At 67.7% G+C, this 18,793-nt stretch carries 13 protein-coding genes, 1 tRNA gene and 2 pseudogenes; 4 read left to right on the top strand and 12 right to left on the bottom strand.

Features of this window, described 5'->3' with window-relative positions:
- Positions 1–32: 32 nt before the first annotated feature.
- The 6 genes from QP165_RS15370 to QP165_RS15395 all read right to left on the bottom strand — a co-directional run bounded on the left by QP165_RS15370 (position 33) and on the right by QP165_RS15395 (position 5,418).
- Positions 33–107 (bottom strand) — tRNA-Glu (locus tag QP165_RS15370).
- 47 nt (positions 108–154) lie between these two features.
- Complete coding sequence (gene recJ, locus QP165_RS15375) at positions 155–1,906, bottom strand: single-stranded-DNA-specific exonuclease RecJ (protein ID WP_333996281.1); 1,752 nt, start codon at positions 1,904–1,906, stop codon at positions 155–157.
- Positions 1,907–2,082: 176 nt separating this feature from the next.
- Complete coding sequence (locus QP165_RS15380) at positions 2,083–2,766, bottom strand: prolyl hydroxylase family protein (protein ID WP_333996282.1); 684 nt, start codon at positions 2,764–2,766, stop codon at positions 2,083–2,085.
- Positions 2,767–2,915: 149 nt separating this feature from the next.
- Entirely contained in the window at positions 2,916–3,944 is a 1,029-nt protein-coding gene (locus tag QP165_RS15385) for an RcnB family protein (protein ID WP_333996283.1), read from the bottom strand.
- Between the two features lie 126 nt (positions 3,945–4,070).
- On the bottom strand, positions 4,071–4,616 hold the full coding sequence (locus tag QP165_RS15390) for a (2Fe-2S)-binding protein (protein ID WP_333996284.1): 546 nt from the start codon (positions 4,614–4,616) through the stop codon (positions 4,071–4,073).
- Positions 4,617–4,656: 40 nt separating this feature from the next.
- A complete protein-coding gene (locus QP165_RS15395; protein WP_333996285.1) occupies positions 4,657–5,418 on the bottom strand; it encodes a class II aldolase/adducin family protein in 762 nt (253 codons plus the stop codon).
- A 136-nt stretch (positions 5,419–5,554) separates the two neighbouring features.
- On the opposite strand from QP165_RS15395, the pseudogene QP165_RS15400 reads away from it, so the two are divergent.
- Positions 5,555–6,866, top strand: a pseudogene (locus QP165_RS15400) (sugar MFS transporter).
- Between the two features lie 81 nt (positions 6,867–6,947).
- Here the strand turns inward: QP165_RS15400 and QP165_RS15405 are convergent.
- The 4 genes from QP165_RS15405 to QP165_RS15420 all read right to left on the bottom strand — a co-directional run bounded on the left by QP165_RS15405 (position 6,948) and on the right by QP165_RS15420 (position 10,007).
- On the bottom strand, positions 6,948–8,129 hold the full coding sequence (locus tag QP165_RS15405; RefSeq protein ID WP_333997050.1) for a CaiB/BaiF CoA transferase family protein: 1,182 nt from the start codon (positions 8,127–8,129) through the stop codon (positions 6,948–6,950).
- Between the two features lie 99 nt (positions 8,130–8,228).
- Positions 8,229–9,413 carry an acyl-CoA dehydrogenase gene (locus QP165_RS15410; RefSeq protein WP_333996286.1) on the bottom strand — a complete coding sequence of 395 codons (1,185 nt, stop codon included), beginning with the start codon at positions 9,411–9,413 and terminating at the stop codon, positions 8,229–8,231.
- 67 nt (positions 9,414–9,480) lie between these two features.
- Complete coding sequence (locus QP165_RS15415) at positions 9,481–9,822, bottom strand: hypothetical protein (protein WP_333996287.1); 342 nt, start codon at positions 9,820–9,822, stop codon at positions 9,481–9,483.
- Positions 9,819–10,007: a hypothetical protein gene (locus tag QP165_RS15420; RefSeq protein WP_333996288.1), complete on the bottom strand. Its 189-nt coding sequence runs from the start codon at positions 10,005–10,007 to the stop codon at positions 9,819–9,821. The genes QP165_RS15415 and QP165_RS15420 overlap by 4 nt, the downstream gene beginning before the upstream one ends.
- A gap of 107 nt (positions 10,008–10,114) precedes the next feature.
- Here QP165_RS15420 and QP165_RS15425 point away from each other — a divergent pair, with 107 nt between their 5' ends.
- Positions 10,115–10,735: a S24 family peptidase gene (locus QP165_RS15425; RefSeq protein ID WP_333996289.1), complete on the top strand. Its 621-nt coding sequence runs from the start codon at positions 10,115–10,117 to the stop codon at positions 10,733–10,735.
- Here the strand turns inward: QP165_RS15425 and QP165_RS15430 are convergent.
- The gene (locus QP165_RS15430) at positions 10,732–10,899 is read right to left on the bottom strand and encodes a DUF2207 domain-containing protein (protein ID WP_162235475.1); all 168 of its coding nucleotides are present in this window, start codon (positions 10,897–10,899) and stop codon (positions 10,732–10,734) included. The two genes, QP165_RS15425 and QP165_RS15430, sit on opposite strands and share 4 nt — an antisense overlap.
- Before the next feature lie 208 nt (positions 10,900–11,107).
- Between QP165_RS15430 and QP165_RS15435 the strand changes: the two genes are divergently transcribed.
- On the top strand, positions 11,108–13,123 hold the full coding sequence (locus QP165_RS15435) for an autotransporter assembly complex protein TamA (protein ID WP_333996290.1): 2,016 nt from the start codon (positions 11,108–11,110) through the stop codon (positions 13,121–13,123).
- A pseudogene (locus QP165_RS15440) lies at positions 13,123–17,289 on the top strand (translocation/assembly module TamB domain-containing protein). The gene QP165_RS15435 and the pseudogene QP165_RS15440 overlap by 1 nt, the downstream one beginning before the upstream one ends.
- Before the next feature lie 63 nt (positions 17,290–17,352).
- Here QP165_RS15440 and QP165_RS15445 read toward each other — a convergent pair.
- Positions 17,353–18,777, bottom strand: coding sequence for an aldehyde dehydrogenase family protein (locus QP165_RS15445; RefSeq protein WP_333996291.1), 1,425 nt, complete (start codon positions 18,775–18,777; stop codon positions 17,353–17,355).
- Positions 18,778–18,793 lie beyond the last annotated feature (16 nt).

Genomic DNA, 18,793 nt, shown 5'->3' on the forward strand with positions numbered 1-18,793 from the left:
TGTCCGCCGATCTCCGCTGCTTAGCGATGAGATGGTGACCCCTACGGGAATCGAACCCGTGCTTCAGCCGTGAAAGGGCCGCGTCCTAACCGCTAGACGAAGGGGCCTGCGTGGTGGGAGGCGCCTAAAAGGAAGGCGGCGAGGCGTCAACCCCTCAATCGGCCCAGGCTGCATCTTCGACGTGTAATTCCGCCGATGGACGCGAGGACCAGTCGTCGATCTTCGCGCGGCCGGCGAGCCAGAGCTTGCGGTGCGGTGCGGCGCCGAGCAGTGCCTGGCCCAGCGCGCTGTCGGCGGCGCGGAACGCCATCGCCTTGATGCTGCGACCATCGTCGCCCGCGACGACGGTCCGGACATGGCCATTGCCGACGACGTCCGCCCTGATGACCCGGACGGGACCCATCGCCACGCGGGGCGCTGGCCAGCCCATGCCGTACGGTCCGCCCACCTCGAGCGAGTCGACAAGGCCCGGATTGACGCCGCCGGGCGCGAGCACCGCATCGAGGAGGAGCGCCCGGTCGCCATTGGATCGCTCGACGGCGGCCGCGAGCCGCTCCTCGAGGAAGTCGGTGAAGGCGGGGATTGCGGACGCGGTGATGGTGAGTCCTGCGGCCATCGCATGCCCGCCGCCTGCGCTCAGCAGGCCGTGCTCGCGGGCCGCCATGATCGCCGCGCCAAGATCGACGCCGGGGATCGAGCGTCCCGATCCCTTGCCGACGCCGTGCTCGTCGATCGCGATCACGATCGCGGGCCGGCCAAGCTTTTCCTTGAGCCGGCCTGCGACGATGCCGATGACGCCGGGATGCCAGCCATGCCCCGCCACGACGGCAACAGCGCGATCGCGACTGGCGAGCAGGTCGGCCGCCTCCTGCACGCCCGTCTCGATCGCCCGGCGTTCCTCGTTGAGGCGATCGAGTTCAGCCGCGATCGTCCGCGCCTCGTCGGGGTCTAGCGTCGTGAGCAGGCGGACGCCGAGGTCGGCACGCCCGACACGGCCGCCCGCGTTGATCCGCGGGCCCAGTGCAAAGCCGAGATCGGTACAGGTCGGGTTGCGCGTCAGCCGCGATGCCTCGATGAGCGCGGCGACGCCGATGTTGCGACGCGCACCCATCACCTTCAGGCCCTGCGCGACGAACGCACGGTTCAGCCCGCGCAGCTGCGCGACATCGGCGACCGTCCCCAGGGCGACGATGTCGAGCAGGTCGATCAGCTTCGGCTCGGCCCGATCGGCGAAGAAGCCGCGCGTGCGCAAGGTGCGGACGAGCGCGGCGGCGGTGAGGAAGCACATCCCGACCGCGGCGAGGTGGCCGTGCGCGGCGCCTTCGTCCTCGTCGAGCCGGTTCGGGTTCACGACCGCCAGCGCGTGTGGCAACGTCGTCGAGCATTTGTGATGATCGATGACGATGACGTCGACCGGCGCATCGCGCGCGGCGTCCAGCGCGTCGAACGCCTGCGCGCCGCAATCGACGGTCACGATCAGCGACGCGCCTTCGCCCGCGAGCCGGACCATGGTTTCGCCCGATGGGCCATAGCCTTCGAGCAGCCGGTCGGGGATATAGGTCCGCGCCTCGATGCCGAGGGCGCGCAGCACGAGCACCATCAGCGCGGCGGACGTCGCCCCATCGACGTCATAGTCGCCAAAGATCGCGACCTGTTCGCCCGCCTGAACCGCATCGGCGAGCCGGTCGGCGGCGCGGTCCATGTCGCGGAAGATCGACGGGTCGGGCATGAACGCGCGGATCGACGGCGAGCGGTGCGCGTCGAGCCCCTCGCGCGGGCAGCCGCGGGCGAGGAGCAGCTGGGTGACGAGATCGTCGCCCGTGAAGCCGTCGCGGCCGTCTGCGGCAAGCGCGCGCCAGCGCCAGGGCTGGCCAAGGATGGACGAGGTTACGCCGAGAACTGTCATGCGTCGGACGTAGTGGCTGCCGGGCGATTGTCGAGCGGCCTGCGTGCGCTGCATGCGACCCGGGCACGACGCATTCGCTTTCGACCGTGGGCGCACCAGCGGCAGGCGTCGGCTCGACGCAAACGGGGTGTCCGGCAAAGCGGGCCGGACAAAGGCGGTGCCGTGGCGCGCCTAGGTCACTTGATCCACGGCCGTTCGCGAAACCATTTGGTGACGATATATTTGACGCCGTCGACGACGGGCATGCCTTCGTGCAGCGTCAGCGCGTTCGGGCTGCCGTCGGCACTCATGTTGTTCCAGGCGAGCAGCAGCCCGCGTTTCGGCGCGACCTTGATTCCGGCGTGCGGGAACCACGTCGCGCCGCCTTCGGCCACGTCGTTGAGGTAGAGCATCGCGGTCCAGGTCCGCTGACCGCCCTGTTGCTGCATACGCTCCCAATAGCTTTCGCTGGCATGGAAATAATCGTGATGCGCGCGGAATTGCTGGCCGGGGGCATAGCGCTGTCCCTGCATCGTCTCGCCATGCGGCAGGTCGATGCCGAGCAGTTGCGCGATCGCCTCATCGGTCGGTTGCACGTCGGCGGACCAGCGATCCATGTCGCAGCTTTCGGAGGTTCGGAAGCTGCTGTTGGGGCGATCGGACAGGAGCGTCGAGGGGCGGCGCTTCGAATCGATCAGCGCGACGAGCTTCTTGCAGGTCGCCGCATCGGCGAAATCGGCGTGGTGGTAGAATTGCACGCCGTCGATCGCAACGCGCTCGACCTTCGGGTTGGCGTCGAGCCGTGCGGCCACGCTCGCGCCAGCGGCCTGACGGACCGTCGCCATCGGATCCTGTGGTTTTGCTTTGGAGAAGAAGCCCATGCGTCTGAATCTGCGCAGTGGTGCGGTGAAACGCAAGAGGGACGGGGACTGGGATCGGCGCGGGATCGTCTCACGCCCGATAACGAGGGCGCATTGCTGGCCTGGCGGAGCGTGACCAAGACTGAAAGCTCGGCCACGCTCCGTCTCGGTCACCAGAAGATGTCGTACACCGTGTCCACGACGCGTCCGCTGTCGAGGTCGACGAGCAGCGCGTCATTGTAATAGCGGACCCAGCGATAGGGCCCATATGCCTCGGGAAGACGATAGGTATAGGGATCCTGGATCCAGTAATTCTGGTTGTACAGGATGCTGTTGAGCGAAAAGCCGATGTTGAAGCGGCGATAGCCATAGCCCCACCCGCTTGGCGCATAGTAGCGCGGCAGGCGGTAGGCGCCCCGGTTGGCCGCGCGGTAATTGCTCCAGCCATAACGGTTGTCGCTGCGCCAACCGCGGTTCCACGTTCCGCGCTGATCGATCCGACGCGTCTCGTAGCCGCCACGTCCATAGCCCGGCGCATTCGCGAAGCCGCCGAACTGCTGCCGGTTCTGATAGCCCCGTCCGCGCTGATCATCGCGCGCAAAGCGACCGTCGCGTCCGAACTGATCGTTGCGATCGAACCGATCGTTGCGGTCGCCGCGCCCATCGCGACCAAAACCGGGGCCGCGATCAAACGCGGGATTGCGATCTGAGCCGGGGCCGCGGTCGAAGCCCGGGCCGCGATCATTCCGGAAGCCACCGCGCTCGGAGCCTCGACCATCGCCGCGACGATCCGCCGAATTCCGGATCCAGGCGTCGCGGACCTGATCGGCCTGACGATCCGATTCGGGGCGCGCGGCTTGCTGGCGGTCGATCTGCGCACGATCGACCGGCTGGCGATCAGCCCGCGGCCGGCCATTCCAGTCGGGACGCGCGCCGTCACGCTCGAACGCCGGACGTTGTGGGCGGTCCCCGCCGGGATCGCGGTCGAAGGCGGGACGCTGCCTGCGAAACGACTGTGCAGGATCAGCCCCGGCAGCAGGATCGGCCCGCTGGAAGCGCTGGCCGCGATCAGGCCGTTCGCCGCGATCGCCGCGTGCCTCGCCGCTGACCTGAGCGTCGGCACCGAAACGCTGCGCCTGTGCGGCGACCGGTACGAGCACGGATGCAACGAGCAACATCTTCAGAAACCTACGCGTCATCGCGGTCGTCCTCGACTGCCGGCGCACGAGCCGGCTCCTATGGTGACCCCGGTCTACCCGTGCCTCCGTGAGGCCAAGCTGAATTGGTTCGTCAGCGATCCGACAGGAATCGACGGCCACCCGATGCTATCGGGCCGGCGGCGGCACCAGCGCGGGGACGAGCCGGGCCGAATCCGCGGGGTCGATTCCGGGGCGCGGGCCCGCGGGCAGCACCTCCTCGCCGCGCGTTGCCCGACCGGCGCGCTGGATCGCCTCGATGACGCGGGGATACACGCCGCAGCGGCACAGATTGGTGATGTGCGTGCGAATGTCCGCCTCGCTCGGATTCGCATTGGCGTGCAGCAACGCGGCGGCGGCCATGATTATGCCGGGAATGCAGAAGCCGCACTGCGGGACGGCCTCGGCAATGAAGGCGAGCTGCACCGGATGATTGCGCTCGTGCGACAGTCCCTCGATCGTCGTCACATAGCTCCCCTCGATCGATCCGATCGGGACCTGGCAACTGCGCCGGGCACGGCCATCGATATCCACGGTGCAGGCGCCGCATTGCCCCGTGCCGCAGCCATATTTGGTACCCGTCAGGTTCGACGCGTCACGCAGCGCCCAGAGCAGCGGCGTGGCCGGATCGAGCCGGTATTCGATCGCCTGGTTGTTGACGGTGAAACGGGTCATCGGCGTGCGCTAGCGCATCGCCGAGGCCGGCGGAAAGGGGCTATTGCCGCCAGCCCGTATCCTGCTTGTCGACAAGGCGGACCATCGCGTCGAAATCGGCCTTGCCGGCCCCACCGGGCAGCGACACCTTACCAAGATCGCGCTGGTGGACCCTGACGACGTCGTCGGGGATCAGGATCGGCGTCCCCATCGACGCGGTCGCGACCTGGATCTCGCAGGCGCGCTGCAGCGACCAGTGCTTGATGAACGCCTCGGGCAGCGTCCGCCCCATGACGAGGATGCCGTGGTTGCGCAGCAGCATGACGCGCTTGTCGCCGAGATGCTCGATCAGCCGTTCGCCTTCTTCGGAGCGGACGGTGACGCCCTCGAAATCATGATAGGCGATCTGGCCGATGAAGTTGCACGCATAGAAATTGGTCGGCTGAAGCCCGCCCTCGACCGCGCTGACCGCCATGCCCGCGGTGGTATGCGTGTGCATGATGCAATGTGCGTCGGGCAAATGCTTGTGGAACAGGGCGTGCTGCGTGAAGCCCGCAAGATTGACCGGATAGGGATTGTCGTCGAGCTTGTTGCCGTCGATGTCGATCTTGACGAGGCTCGATGCGGTGACCTCGCTGAAATGCAGCCCGAACGGGTTGATCAGGAACGCGCCGTCCTCGCCCGGGATCTTGAGCGTGATGTGGTTGTAGATCATCTCCGACCAGCCCAGCATGTCGAACACGCGGTAGCAGGCGGCAAGTTGTTGGCGCGCCTCCCATTCCGCAGTCGAGACCGTCGAATTGCGCAGGACTGCGGTCGCCATCGGATGCTCTCCCAATCTTTTTGTCCGGTGCAGCATACCCGAACCCTCAAACCCCGGCAATTGCCGTTCGGCATTGCCACGCCCCGCCGCCACGGCTTATGCCGCGGCCAAAGTACGCGAGAGGGCGCCCCAGATCATGCACGTCGATACCCATTCCACCGCCTCGGCGCATGGCCATGCCGCCGACGGCGATGCCAGCCACGGCTATGATGCGCCCGATCTGCGCGTGTTCGTGTTCGCGCTGTTCTTCATCTTCGGCGGCATCACTTCGCTGAACGACATCATCATTCCGAAGATGAAGGAGCTGTTCACGCTCGACCACGCGACCGCGATGCTGGTCCAGTCGGCGTTCTTCCTCGCCTATGCGCTGTTCTCGATCCCCGCCGCGGCGATCGTGCGGAAAGCAGGCTATATGCGCACCGCGTCGATCGGTCTCGTGACGATGACCGCGGGGTGCCTGTTGTTCATTCCCGCCGCTGGGCAGGCGAGCTTCGGCATGTTCCTGTTCGCGTTGTTCGTGCTCGGCGCCGGCATCACCGTGGTGCAGGTCGTGGCGAACCCGCTGATCTCCGCACTCGGTCATCCCAAGTCCGCGTCGAGCCGGCTGACGTTCGCGCAGGCGTTCAACTCGCTCGGCACCACCATCTTCCCCTATGTCGGCTCTGCGCTGATCCTCGGCGGGCTGGCCACGGTCGATCTCGTCCAAGCTCACCGGTGCCGTGCTCGACGCGTACCGGACGGAATCGTCGCGGACGGTGGTCCACACCTATATCGGCCTCGCGATCGCGCTGCTGGTCGTCGCCGCGGTCGTATGGACGAGGCGCAACCGGCTCAACGAAGAGCAGGAGCAGACGGGCAGCATCTTCCACGCCTTCACGCTGCTCAAGCGCCCGCGCTTCGCGATGGGGACGGCGTGCATCTTCCTGTATGTCGGTGCCGAGGTCGCGGTCGGCTCGCTGATCGTCAACTATCTGATGCAGCCGAGCGTGATGGAGCTGAGCGACGTCGCGGCGGGCAAGCACGTGCCGTTCTACTGGGGCGGCGCGCTCGTCGGCCGGTTCATCGGCGCGTATGTGCTGAACAAGGTGTCGCCGGGCAAGGTGCTCGCGGGCGTCGCGACGGGGACGCTGGCGCTGATCCTGATCTCGGCGAACACCGAAGGCGCGACGTCTGGTTGGGCGCTGCTGGCGATCGGTCTGATGAACGCGGTGATGTTCCCGACGATCTTCGCGCTGGCGTCCGAAGGTCTCGGCAAGCGTGCGGCCGAAGGGTCGGGCGTGATCGCCACCGCGATCGTCGGTGGCGCGATCATTCCGTATCTGACGGGGATGCTGGCCGATACGTCGGGCAGCCTGCACTTCGCGCTGCTGCTCCCGGCGATCTGCTACGCGCTGATCCTGGCCTATGGGCTGTATGCGCGGAAGCCGGTGACTGAAGCGGTCGCCTGAACCCTCCCGCGTCATCCTGGGCTCGACCTAGGATCCAGAGCCACGCCGGATGACGCTCGTGGCTCTGGATCCTGACTTTCGTCAGGATGACGGACGCGGAAGGGGCGGCGCGGCGCGGCCGGTCGCGAGGTCGGCGTCGGAGAAGCGGATCGGCGTGCGGAGGCCGGGGATGGTCGAGCCATCCGCTCGCTCGGCATCGATCCGCATCCCGCGCGCGATCACCTGCGGATCGTCGAACGCCTGCGCGACGGTGTTGATCGGCCCGGCGGGCACGCCGACCGCCTCCAGCCGCGCGAGCAATTCCAGCTTGGGCACCTGCGAGGTCGCCGTCTCGATGCCGGCGAACAATATGTCCTTGAAGGCGAGCCGGCCGGCATTCGTCGCGAACCGCGGATCGTCGCGCATCTCGGGCAGCGCCATCGCGTCGCAGAACCGCCGGAACTGCCCGTCATTGCCGACCGCGAGGATGAACCAGCCGTCGCTCGTCGGGAAGACGGCATAGGGGCACACGTTCATGTGCGCGTTGCCGACGCGCGTTGGCGAGACGCCGCTGGCGAACCAGTTCATCGCCTGATTGGCGAGCACCCCGGTCATCGTGTCGAGCAGCGCCATGTCGATCTGCTGACCCTCGCCGGTCCGCTCGCGCATCGCGAGCGCGGCCTGGATCGCGATCACCGAATATAACCCGGTCAGGATGTCGGCGAAGGCGACGCCGATCTTCTGCGGCGCCCCCTCGGGCTCGCCGGTCAGGTCCATGATCCCGCTCATGCCCTGGACGATGAAGTCGTAGCCGGCGCGGGGGGCATAGGGGCCGTCCTGGCCGAAGCCGGTGATCGAGCAATAGACGAGGCGGGGGTTGATCGCCGACAGCGTGGCATAGTCGAGCCCGTATTTGGCGAGCCCGCCGACCTTGAAATTCTCGATGACGACGTCTGCGTCGGCGATCAGGTCGCGGACGAGCGCGTGGCCTTCGGGGGTGGTGAAGTCGGCGACGACCGAGCGCTTCCCGCGGTTGGCGGCGTGGAAATAGGCGGCGTCGCGGGTTCCGTCGGGGTTGTCGATGAACGGCGGGCCCCAGCTGCGCGTGTCGTCGCCGGCGGGGCTCTCGATCTTGACGACGTCGGCGCCGAGATCGGCGAGCACCTGCCCCGCCCACGGACCGGCAAGAATGCGCGCGAGTTCGACGACTTTGAGGCCGGCGAGGGGGTGGGTTTGGCTTCCACGATCACACCACCACCACCCCGGCGAAGGCCGGGGCCCAATTGGGAAGGTGGAAGTAACTGGGCGCAACATTAGCCAAGGTGCGTCCCCCAATTGGGCCCCGGCCTTCGCCGGGGTGGTAAGACCGCAGGTGTGCCGCTCTCAAAACGCCGCGATACCCGTGATCGCGCGGCCGAGGATCAGCGCGTGGACGTCGTGCGCGCCCTCGTACGTGTTGACCGTCTCGAGGTTCATCAGGTGGCGCATCACCTGATACTCGCCCGAAATGCCGTTGCCGCCGTGCATGTCGCGGCTCATCCGCGCGATATCCAGCGCCTTGCCGACGTTGTTGCGCTTGACGATCGAGACCATCTCGGGCGCGAACCGGCCCTCGTCCATCAACCGCCCGACGCGCAAGCTTGCCTGCAGCCCGAGCGCGATCTCGGTCTCCATGTCCGCCAGCTTCTTCTGGAACAGCTGGCGTCCGGCGAGCGGCGTGCCGAACTGGTTGCGATCGAGGCCATATTGGCGCGCGGCGTGGAAACAGAATTCGGCGGCACCGAGTGCGCCCCACGAAATCCCGTAGCGTGCGCGGTTGAGGCAGCCGAACGGCCCCTTCAACCCCTGCACGTCGGGCAGCAGCGCATCCTCGCCGACCTCGACCTCGTCCATCATCACCATGCCGGTGATCGATGCGCGGAGCGACAGCTTGCCCTCGATCTTGGGCGTCTCGAGCCCCTTCATGCCGCGTTCGAGGATGAAGCCGCGGATGCCGCCGCCATGCTCGTCGGACTTTGCCCAGATGACGAACACGTCGGCGATCGGCGAGTTCGAGATCCACGTCTTGGCGCCCGAGATGACATAGCCATTGGCCGTCTTCTTCGCGCGCGTCGTCATCCCGCCGGGATCGGAGCCGGCATCGGGCTCGGTCAGCCCGAAACAGCCGATCCACTCGCCCGTCGCGAGCTTGGGCAGATATTTCTTCTTCTGCGACTCGGAGCCGAACGCGTTGATCGGATACATGACGAGGCTCGACTGCACCGACATCATCGAGCGATAGCCCGAGTCGATCCGCTCCACCTCGCGTGCGACGAGGCCATAGGCGACATAGGACGCGCCGACGCCGCCATATTCTTCCGGAATGGTAGGCCCGAGCAACCCGAGATCCCCCATCTCGCGGAAAATCGCGGGATCGGTATGCTCGTGCTGGAACGCGTCGATGATCCGCGGCGCCAGCTTGTCCTCCGCATAGGCGCGCGCGGTGTCGCGGATCATGCGCTCGTCCTCGCTCAACTGATCGTCGAGCAGGAACGGATCTGCCCAGTCGAACTTGCCCATCCCGGCCATCGTCATCTCCTTCGTTGACCGCCGACTTCGTGGTTCGGCGGTCGAAAGTCCAGCCCCACGCGGGCGTTTAGACGTCGATCAGTGTGAGCACGGCGATGGTTGCGTGCACTTCCGCGCCGATCACCGCGGATGAGTCGATTGCCAGATCGGCGACGATATGCCCGCGCAGGCAGAAAGCGGCTTCGGGAAGCGTCGACAGCCAGGATAGAATACCGGGTATGCCATCCTGCGTTGCCGACGCGACGACGATCCTGAGCAGGATCTGGTCCCCCGTGAACGTCGCGCTCGACCAGCACCGGCTCGCGATCTCCGTGAGGTCGATCGCATGGCCCGCGGTGGTCGCCTCGCTGCGAAGCGCCCGCGTGAACAGCGTCGCGGCATCGGGGCGGCGGATCTCCTCCATCCTCATGCCTGATGGCCGGCGTGATGGCGGTTCAAGAAACCATGCAGGCGCGCCATCATCGGCGGGCGCGGCCTGCGACCGCGACGCAGATCCCGGACCAGCCCTGGATCGCGCGCAGCCAGCCGTCCGAACGTGGTGGGCGGCATTCCGGCCTCTGCGAGATACTCGTCTATTTTCGTCAGCACATCCATCCGCCTGCCCTCCGGTTTTCGACGCGATCCCCGCTGGATTCGCCGTGTTCTTCCTTTGTTCTTTTGCGCGCGGCTTGTCTAGGATTTTTCCTATGCTATGGTCGGGCATGCCGAACGCAGATCCCCGGGAGACGTTGGCGGTCCTCGCCGAGGCGCGCGGCGACAGCCTTGCAGCCTTGTCGTCGATGCTCGGGCGCAACGCGGCCTATCTGCAACAGTTCGTGAAGCGCGGGTCGCCACGGCGACTGGCGGAGGGCGATCGCCGGACACTCGCGCAATATTTCGGCGTGGCCGAGGCCATCCTGGGGGGCGATGCCGTCGAGGCGACGGGGTTCCGCATCGCGCGGCTGGCGGTGCGGGCGTCGGCCGGACCCGGTACCCTCGTCGACGAAGAGGTCGTCGTCGGCACCGACGTGATCGATCGCGCTCTCGCGCGCCGGCTCGGCCTGCGCGACGGCAAGGCCGCGATCATCCGCGTCAGGGGAAGCTCGATGGAGCCGGGGTTTCGCGACGGCGACCATATCGTCGTCGACACGGCCGACCGGGCACCACGATCACGCGGGGCTCCCTATGTCGTCAGGATCGGCGATCTCGTGATGGTCAAACGTGTCGCGACATCGCGGGGCACGCTGACGGTGACGAGCGACAATCCGGATGCAGACGCGGTGCCCGCCGGTGACGTCGTCGTGATCGGCCGTGTCGTCTGGCAGATGCGCGAGCCCGACTAGCGGCGGTCCCGCATCCAGATCACGACCGCCGCGGCGACACCGATCGCGGTGCCGATCAGCAGCCCGGGTGTCGCCTGCCCGATCGCGAATCCGATCGCGGCACCTGCGAGAATACCGAGCGCAATGAGGGCGCCGCCGGCGGCACTGGGACGTTTTTCAGACATAGGCTGTGCCTGCCACGACATCGTGCGCGATACCAGCTTGCTATCGACGTGACGGGGGACTCGGCCGGGGGGCTGGCGGCACGCAACCCGGCGCAGCTGTCCTAATCGATTGATCGCCCGCCAAGTTTCCGAAGCTCCATGATGAAACGTGGCGAAAATGCGTCACGAATGACTGTCGCGCGGACGGAAGCCCGGCTAGGACGCGGTCATGGTGTTCCGCTTCGGGTGGGTCCGGCTCGGCACGGCCACCGCCATCCTTGTCGTACCCGGTTTCACCGCGACGTCCGTTGCGGTCGCGCAGACAGCGGCGTCGGCGCGCGACGCGGTACCGGCCACGGGCACGCCCGCCGGCACCGCACGGGTGCAGGATCCGGCCGGACAGGTTGCGCTCGATCCGAATGCGCCGCTCGACGCGATGCCCGATATCGGCGTGGCGTGGCCCGACCTCGCGGCGTCGCCTGCGGATCCGGTGACGATCGCGACGACCACCGATGCGGTGGCCGAGGCGCGCTATGTGTGGCGACTCGACGGTATCGACGGCATCGACAACACGCTGTTGAAACTGCGCTTCAGGCAATTGTCGACGCTCAACGCCAATGACGGCGAGGTCGCGAATGCCGCACAGATCGACCGGCGGGCGCATGAGGACGCCGATCTGCTCAACAGCCTGCTTCGCGCGGAAGGCTATTACGATGCGCGCGTGTCGACGCGGGTCGAACCCGGCGCCAAGCCGCTCGTGATCGTCTCCGCGGAACCCGGTACGCGCTATGTCTTCAAGGGCGTCACGATCGACGGGCTCGCGGCGGCCGGGGACAAGGCACCGGCACTCGCCAAGGCGTTCGGGGTCAAGGCCGATGACCCGGTCAATTCGGACGCGATCGTGGCCGGCGAGGCGCAACTGACGACGCAGATCGGGCGCGAGGGCTTTCCGTTCGCCAAGGTCGGCGACTCGGCGATCGTGGTCGACCATGCCACCAGGACCGCAACGCTCGACCTGTCGGTGGTTCCCGGCGGTGCCAAGCGGTTCGGCCGGATCGTCGCGTTGCCCGGGAACCGCGTGTTCGACGCCGGTCATGTCCAGGAGATCGCGCGCTTCTCGCCCGGCCAGCCCTATGATGCGAACGACCTCGACGACCTGCGTCGTGCGCTGGTGCAGACGAGCCTGGTATCCTCGGTCGAGGTCAGGCCGATCGCCGGCGCGACCGCGGACAGCGTCGATATCGGCGTCAAGCTGGACCCCGCGCCCCCGCATACGATCGCCGGTGAACTGGGCTACGGCACGGGGGAGGGCGCGCGGGCGGAGGTCAGCTGGACGCACCGCAACCTGTTTCGGCCCGAGGGTGCACTGACGCTGCGCAGCGTGATCGGCACGCAGGAGCAACTCGGGTCGATCGTCTATCGCCGCAACAATTTCCATGCGCGCGACCGCGTGCTGACCGCGCAGGTCTCGGCGGTGCACATCAATCGCGACGCCTTCGACGCGCGCACCTTCACGCTCGCCGGCAGCGTCGAGCGGCAGACGAACATCTTCTTTCAGAAAACCTGGACCTGGTCGCTCGGTGCCGAACTCGTCGCCTCTGACGAGCGCGACGTGATCGTCACGACGGGCGACCCGAGGCGGCGGACCTTCTTCATCGGCGCGCTCCCGACCAGCCTGAACTATGACGGGTCCAACGACCTGCTCAATCCGACGCGCGGGTTCCGGCTTGGTGGCCGGCTCAGTCCCGAGGCATCGTTCCAGGGCTCGGTGTTCGGCTATGCCCGGACGCAGGTCGATGCCAGCGTGTACCATACGGTGCGGGACGGAATCGTCATCGCCGGGCGCACGCGCCTCGGGACGATCGTGGGGGCACCGCGCGACGAGGTGGCGCCGTCGCGGCGCTTCTACGCGGGCGGCGGCGCATCGGTCCGCGGCTATGGCTATCAGTCGATCGGCCCACGCGACCCCAACAACGACCCGATCGGAGGCCGCAGCCTGACCGAATTCTCGATCGAGGCACGCGTCAAGGCGTTCGGCAATTTCGGCGTCGTGCCGTTCCTCGACGCCGGCAATATCTATACCTCGCCGCTGCCCAAATTCACCGGCCTGCAATATGGCACCGGGATCGGCGTGCGCTATTATTCGAACTTCGGACCGATCAGGCTCGATGTCGGGACGCCGATCAATCCGCAGCCTGGTGACAGCCGGATAGCCGTCTACGTGTCGCTCGGTCAGGCATTCTGATGGACGCGCAGGATCAGGTCGAAACGCCACCCCCGGCGACGTCGCGCACGCGCGGCATCCGCTGGTGGCGGTGGCTGGTCGGGGCGATCATCGCGCTGCTGGCGATCGTCGCGACCGCGCTGCTCGTCGTCGATACGGATATCGGGCATCGCTATGTCGCGAACCGGATCGGCGACATCCGCACCGCGAACGGGCTGCGGTTCACCGTCGGCCGGATCGACGGCTCGCTCTATTCGAACACGCGGCTGGTCGACCTCCGCGTCTACGATCTCGACGGGCTGGTGTTCGAGGCGCCGCGTGTCGCGCTCGACTGGTCCCCGTTCCGCTGGTTCTCCAACACGCTCGATATCGATCGTCTGGCGATCGATCGGGCGGCGCTGCTGCACACGCCGCGGACGCGCCCGTCGCGCACGCACACACCGATCCTGCCCGATTTCGATATCCGCATCGCCCGGCTTTCGGTGGGGCAGCTGACCCTCGCGCGTGGCGTGCTCGGCACCCGGCGCGTCGCGCGGCTCGATGGGCGCGCCGACATCCGGTCCGGGCGCGCGCTGGTCGATCTCGCGGCACGCGTTGCCGGGAGCGATCGGGTGAAGTTGCGGATCGACGCGGAACCCGCGCGCGATCGCTTCGACATCGACGTATCGGCGCAGGGCGCCGCCGACGGTGTTCTCGCCCGCATGGCAGGCGTCCGGCGCAGCGTCGTCCTCGACGTGACCGGTGACGGCAGCTGGGCACGCTGGACCGGACGCGCCAGGGGCGGGCGGGTGGTACCGATGTCATCGACCTCGCGCTCGAGCAGACCCGCGGCCGCTATGGCTTGTCGGGTACGCTCGCCCCGTCCGCGATACTGACCGGGCGGCTCCAGCGCCTGACCGCGCCACGCATTCGGGTGAACGGTGCGGCCACCTTCGAACGGCGGCGGATCGATGGACAGCTTTCGGTGCGGTCGCGCGCGCTGGCGATCGACACGACGGGCATTGTCGATCTCGGCGCGAATGCGTTCCGCGACGTGCGGATCAAGGCGCGGCTGCTGCAGCCATCGGCGCTGATCGGAACGATGAGTGGACGTGCGATCGAAGTCCGGACGATCCTCGACGGTCCGTTCGCGACCGCCAGCTTCGATTATCGCATCGACGCCGAGCGTATCGCCTTCGACAAGACCGGATTCGAGCGCGCGCGCGCGGCGGGCAAGGGGCGGTTGTCCGCCGCGCCCGTGATCGTCCCGATCCGCTTTACCGCGGCGCGCGTGACGGGGGTCGGCGATGTCGCGGGCGGCATCCTGCGCAACCTGTCGGTCGATGGACGCTTCCGGATCACCCCCGCGCTGCTCACCGGCGACGACCTCGTGCTGCGATCCGACAAGCTCAACGGACGGATCAACCTGCAACTGGACCTGCGGACCGGACGGTTCGAGGTCGGGGTGAACGGAACGCTCGGGCGGTATCTGATCCCGGGGCTCGGCATCGTCGACGTCAAGTCCGACCTGCGCGTGGTGCCCGGCCCCAATGGCAGGGGCACGCGCGTCGTCGGACAGGGATCGGCGCAGATGATACGCCTCGACAACGCCTTTTTCCGGAGCCTGGCGGGGGCCTTCCGCGGCTTACCGCGAAGCTCGAGCGGACAGCCGACGGCATCCTCCACTTCACCGATCTCGTTCTCGTGGCCCCGCAGATCCAGCTTCGCGGCAACGGATACCGGCGTCGCGACGGCAGCTTCCATTTCGAAGGCGGCGGGCGCCAGCAGACCTATGGCGCGGTGACGCTGACGCTCGACGGCAGGATCGATCGGCCGACGCTCGATCTCGTCTTCGCTCAGCCCAATGCGACGCTCGGCCTGTCGAACGTCCGCGCGCATCTTGATCCGACCGCCCAGGGCTATGCGTTCAATGCGGCGGGCGGGTCGCGACTCGGACCGTTCACCGCGAATGGCGCGATCCTGCTGCCACGCGGCGCCGGAGCGACGATCGCGATCGGCGCGCTCGACGTCAGCGGGACCCGCGCTACCGGCAACCTGGCGATCGTCGCTGGCGGCTTCAACGGCCGGCTCGCGGTCAGCGGTGGCGGCCTGTCCGGCGAATTGCTGTTCCGTCCGGTCGGCGACGATCAGCGGATCGAGGCGCATCTCGATGCCCGTACCGGCGCGCTCGCGGGCTGGACGCTCAGTCGCGGTCACCTCGACCTCGTGACGGTGCTCGATCCCGCGGGAACGTCGATCGAGGCGAAGGTGACCGCACAAGGGCTGCGGCGGGGCAAGCTGAGCATCGCGCGGCTCGGCGGCACCGCGTCGCTGCGCGGGGGCGTCGGACAGATCAGGGCATCGATCGCGGGGTCGCGTGGTCGCGGTTTCGACATCCAGAGCGTCACGCAGGTGACGGCGGACAGCTACAGCATCGCCGCACAGGGAACGCTCGATCGCCGCCCGCTCAAACTTCTGTCGCCGGCGATCGTGACACGCGACGGCGACGGGTGGCGGCTTGCACCGACCCGGCTGAGCTTTTCGGGCGGGGAGGCGATGGTCGGGGGACGATTTACTGCCGCGACGACCGCAATCGATGCGAGCCTGACGCGAATGCCGCTGGCGATCATGGATATCGGCTATCCGGGGCTGGGCCTTGGCGGGCTCGCCTCGGGCAGTTTCAGCATCGTCACCGCAAATGGTGCGGCACCGACCGGCAAGGCCGACCTGACGATCCGCGGGTTGAGCCGCGCGGGGCTTGTGCTGTCGTCGCAGCCGATCGACGTCGGCATCGCCGCGCTGCTCTCGCCCGACAAGCTGGGGTTGCGCGCCGTCGTCGCATCCGCCGGCAAGACGATCGGGCGTGCGCAGGCGCAGTTGTCGCCGCTCGGTCCGGGCGATCTGGCGACGCGGATCAGCGCGGCGCGGCTGTTCGGGCAGGTGCGCTACAGCGGCCCCGCCGATACGCTCTGGCGGCTGACGGGGGTCGAGCTGTTCGATCTGTCGGGACCGGTCGCGATCGGCGCGGACGTCGCCGGTACGCTCGACAATCCCGTCATTCGCGGCGTCGTTCGCGCGACCAATGCGAGGATCGAGAGCGGTACGACGGGGACGATCCTGTCGAACGTGCAGGCGACGGGACGGTTCGGCGGCTCGCGCCTGGTCATCGATCGCTTTGCGGCCGATGCGGGCAAGGGCGGGCGCGTGACGGGCACGGGCGGATTCGACTTCGCCGCCAGAAACGGCCTTGGCATCGATCTGCGGTTGCTGGCCGACAATGCGGTGATGATCAACCGCGACGATATCGGCGCGACCGTCAGCGGACCGCTGACCTTCACGTCCGACGGCCGCGGCGGGGTAATCGCCGGAGACGTGGTCATGAACAAGAGCCGCTACCGGCTCGGGCAGGCGACCGCGGCGAGCGCGGTGCCACAGCTCAACATCCGCGAGATCAACCTTCCCGATGGCGGTGAGGAGGTCGCGGCCCCAACCCAGCCCTGGACGCTGGCGATCAAGGCGCGCGCGCCCAACCAGGTGATGGTCAGTGGCCTCGGTCTGACGAGCGAATGGTCCGCCAACCTGCAGATTGCGGGCCAGCCGCAGAACCCGGCGATCACCGGGCGGGCGACGCTGATCCGGGGGACTATGAATTCGCCGGCCGCGAATTCGAGCTCGCGCGCGGGGTGATCCGCTTCGACGGCGGCGTGCCCGCCAATCCCGCGCTCGATATCGAGGCCAATGCGGATTCCACCGGACTGAACGCGTCCATCCGGGTGACGGGCTATGCGCTCAAACCCGAGATCGGGTTTACCAGCACCCCCGCCTTGCCGCAGGACGAACTACTGTCACGGCTGTTGTTCGGCACGTCGATCACCAACCTGTCGGCGCCCGAGGCCTTGCAGCTCGCCGCCGCGGTGGCGGCGTTGCAGGACGGTGGCAATGGCATCAATCCGATCAACGCGGTCCGGCGCGCCGCCGGGCTCGACCGTCTGCGCATCCTGCCGGCCGATCCGCAGACCGGGCAGGGGACGTCGATCGCCGCGGGCAAATACGTCACGCGACGGCTCTATGCGGAGATCGTGACCGATGGGCAGGGGTACAGCGCCACCCAGGTGGAGTTCCAGGTCACGCGCTGGCTCTCGCTTCTGTCGAGCATCTCGACACTCGGCCGGCAGAGCGCGAACGTGCGCGTGTCACGCGACTATTGACCGCTGCGCTCGCTGCCCGTGAAGCGCGCCCCGGAGCGGGGCAGGCGCTTCACGGCACGGATGTCAGCCCGGCAGGCCGACGACGGTCTTGACCTCCATGAAGTCGGTCAGCCCGTAGCGCCCGTTCTCGCGACCATTGCCTGATTGCTTGTAGCCGCCGAACGGCGCGCCGATGTCGGGGCTCCAAGAATTGATCGTGACGAGCCCGGCGCGCAGTTTCGGCGCGACCTTCGCGGCGGCGGCGGGATCACCCGAGATCGTCGCGGACAGCCCGTATTCGGTCGCGTTGGCGATGCGGATGCCCTCGTCCTGGTCGGCATAGGCGGTGATCGTCGCGACCGGGCCGAACGTCTCCTCCTGCGCGATCCGCATGTCGGGGCGGACATCGGCGAACAAGGTCGGCTGGATGTAATAGCCCGCGTTGCGCCCGTCGGGACGCCCCACGCCGCCGGTCACCAGCGTCGCACCCTCGTCGATCGCGGACTGGATCAGCCCCTGGATCTTGTCGAACTGCGCCTTGTTGACGACGGGGCCGATATGCTGGCCCATTTCGGCGGGGTCGCCGACCCTGGTCTGCTCCATCATCGCCTTCACGATCGCGGTGGCCTCGGCGACCTGGCTGGCATGGACGAGCAGCCGCGTCGGCGCGATGCAGCTCTGCCCCGAATTCGCGAGCACACCCGCCACCGTCGGCGGCAGCACGCTGGCGAGGTCGGCGCCCTCGAGCACGAGGTTCGCCGCCTTGCCGCCTAGTTCCTGATGGACGCGCTTGACCGTCGGTGCGGCGGCCTGGGCCACCGCGATGCCCGCGCGCGTCGAGCCGGTGAAGCTGACCATGTCGACGTCGCGGTGGCTCGACAGCGCCGCGCCGACGCCCGGACCATCGCCGTTGACGAGGTTGAACACCCCCGCGGGGACGCCGGCCGCATCCATGATCTCGGCGAGGATGATCGCGCAGGACGGCGCCTCTTCCGACGGCTTCAGGATCATCGTGTCGCCCGCCGCCAGCGCGGGCGCGACCTTTGCGCAGATCTGGTTGAGCGGCCAGTTCCACGGCGTGATCATCGCGACGACGCCGAGCGGCTCGTGCACGACGGTCGCCTTGCCGATGACTTCGGAGAATTCGAACGCGGCCAGCGCCTTGGCGGTCGCGGAGAAATGCGCGAGGCCGGTCGGGGCCTGCGCCATCGACGCGAGCGCCATCGGTGCGCCCATCTCCTGTGACATCGCCTTGGCCAGATCGGGCATCCGTGCCTTGTATTCGGTCATGATCCGGCCGAGCACGTCGAGCCGCTCCTGCACGCTCGTCTGGCTCCAGCTGTCGAACGCGGCACGCGCGGCTGCGACCGCCTTGTCGACATCGGCCGCGGTGCCGAGCGTGATCTCGGTACAGGGCTGTTCGGTCGAGGGGTCGATGACCTGATGGGTGCGACCGCCGTCGCTGTCGACCCACGCGCCGTCGATATACTGCTTCAGATAGCTCTTCATCATGCCTCTCCGCATC

Source organism: Sphingomonas sp. 22R3R2A-7 (assembly GCF_036856055.1).
GTDB lineage: Bacteria > Pseudomonadota > Alphaproteobacteria > Sphingomonadales > Sphingomonadaceae > Sphingomonas.

Bases quoted from the DNA above. Each gene is read 5' to 3' on its own strand.
- recJ (WP_333996281.1), bottom strand. From the start codon at position 1,906: ATGACAGTTCTCGGCGTAACCTCGTCCATCCTTGGCCAGCCCTGGCGC.
- QP165_RS15380 (WP_333996282.1), bottom strand. From the start codon at position 2,766: ATGGGCTTCTTCTCCAAAGCAAAACCACAGGATCCGATGGCGACGGTC.
- QP165_RS15385 (WP_333996283.1), bottom strand. From the start codon at position 3,944: ATGACGCGTAGGTTTCTGAAGATGTTGCTCGTTGCATCCGTGCTCGTA.
- QP165_RS15390 (WP_333996284.1), bottom strand. From the start codon at position 4,616: ATGACCCGTTTCACCGTCAACAACCAGGCGATCGAATACCGGCTCGAT.
- QP165_RS15395 (WP_333996285.1), bottom strand. From the start codon at position 5,418: ATGGCGACCGCAGTCCTGCGCAATTCGACGGTCTCGACTGCGGAATGG.
- QP165_RS15410 (WP_333996286.1), bottom strand. From the start codon at position 9,413: ATGGCCGGGATGGGCAAGTTCGACTGGGCAGATCCGTTCCTGCTCGAC.
- QP165_RS15415 (WP_333996287.1), bottom strand. From the start codon at position 9,822: ATGAGGATGGAGGAGATCCGCCGCCCCGATGCCGCGACGCTGTTCACG.
- QP165_RS15420 (WP_333996288.1), bottom strand. From the start codon at position 10,007: ATGGATGTGCTGACGAAAATAGACGAGTATCTCGCAGAGGCCGGAATG.
- QP165_RS15425 (WP_333996289.1), top strand. From the start codon at position 10,115: ATGCCGAACGCAGATCCCCGGGAGACGTTGGCGGTCCTCGCCGAGGCG.
- QP165_RS15430 (WP_162235475.1), bottom strand. From the start codon at position 10,899: ATGTCTGAAAAACGTCCCAGTGCCGCCGGCGGCGCCCTCATTGCGCTC.
- QP165_RS15435 (WP_333996290.1), top strand. From the start codon at position 11,108: ATGGTGTTCCGCTTCGGGTGGGTCCGGCTCGGCACGGCCACCGCCATC.
- QP165_RS15445 (WP_333996291.1), bottom strand. From the start codon at position 18,777: ATGAAGAGCTATCTGAAGCAGTATATCGACGGCGCGTGGGTCGACAGC.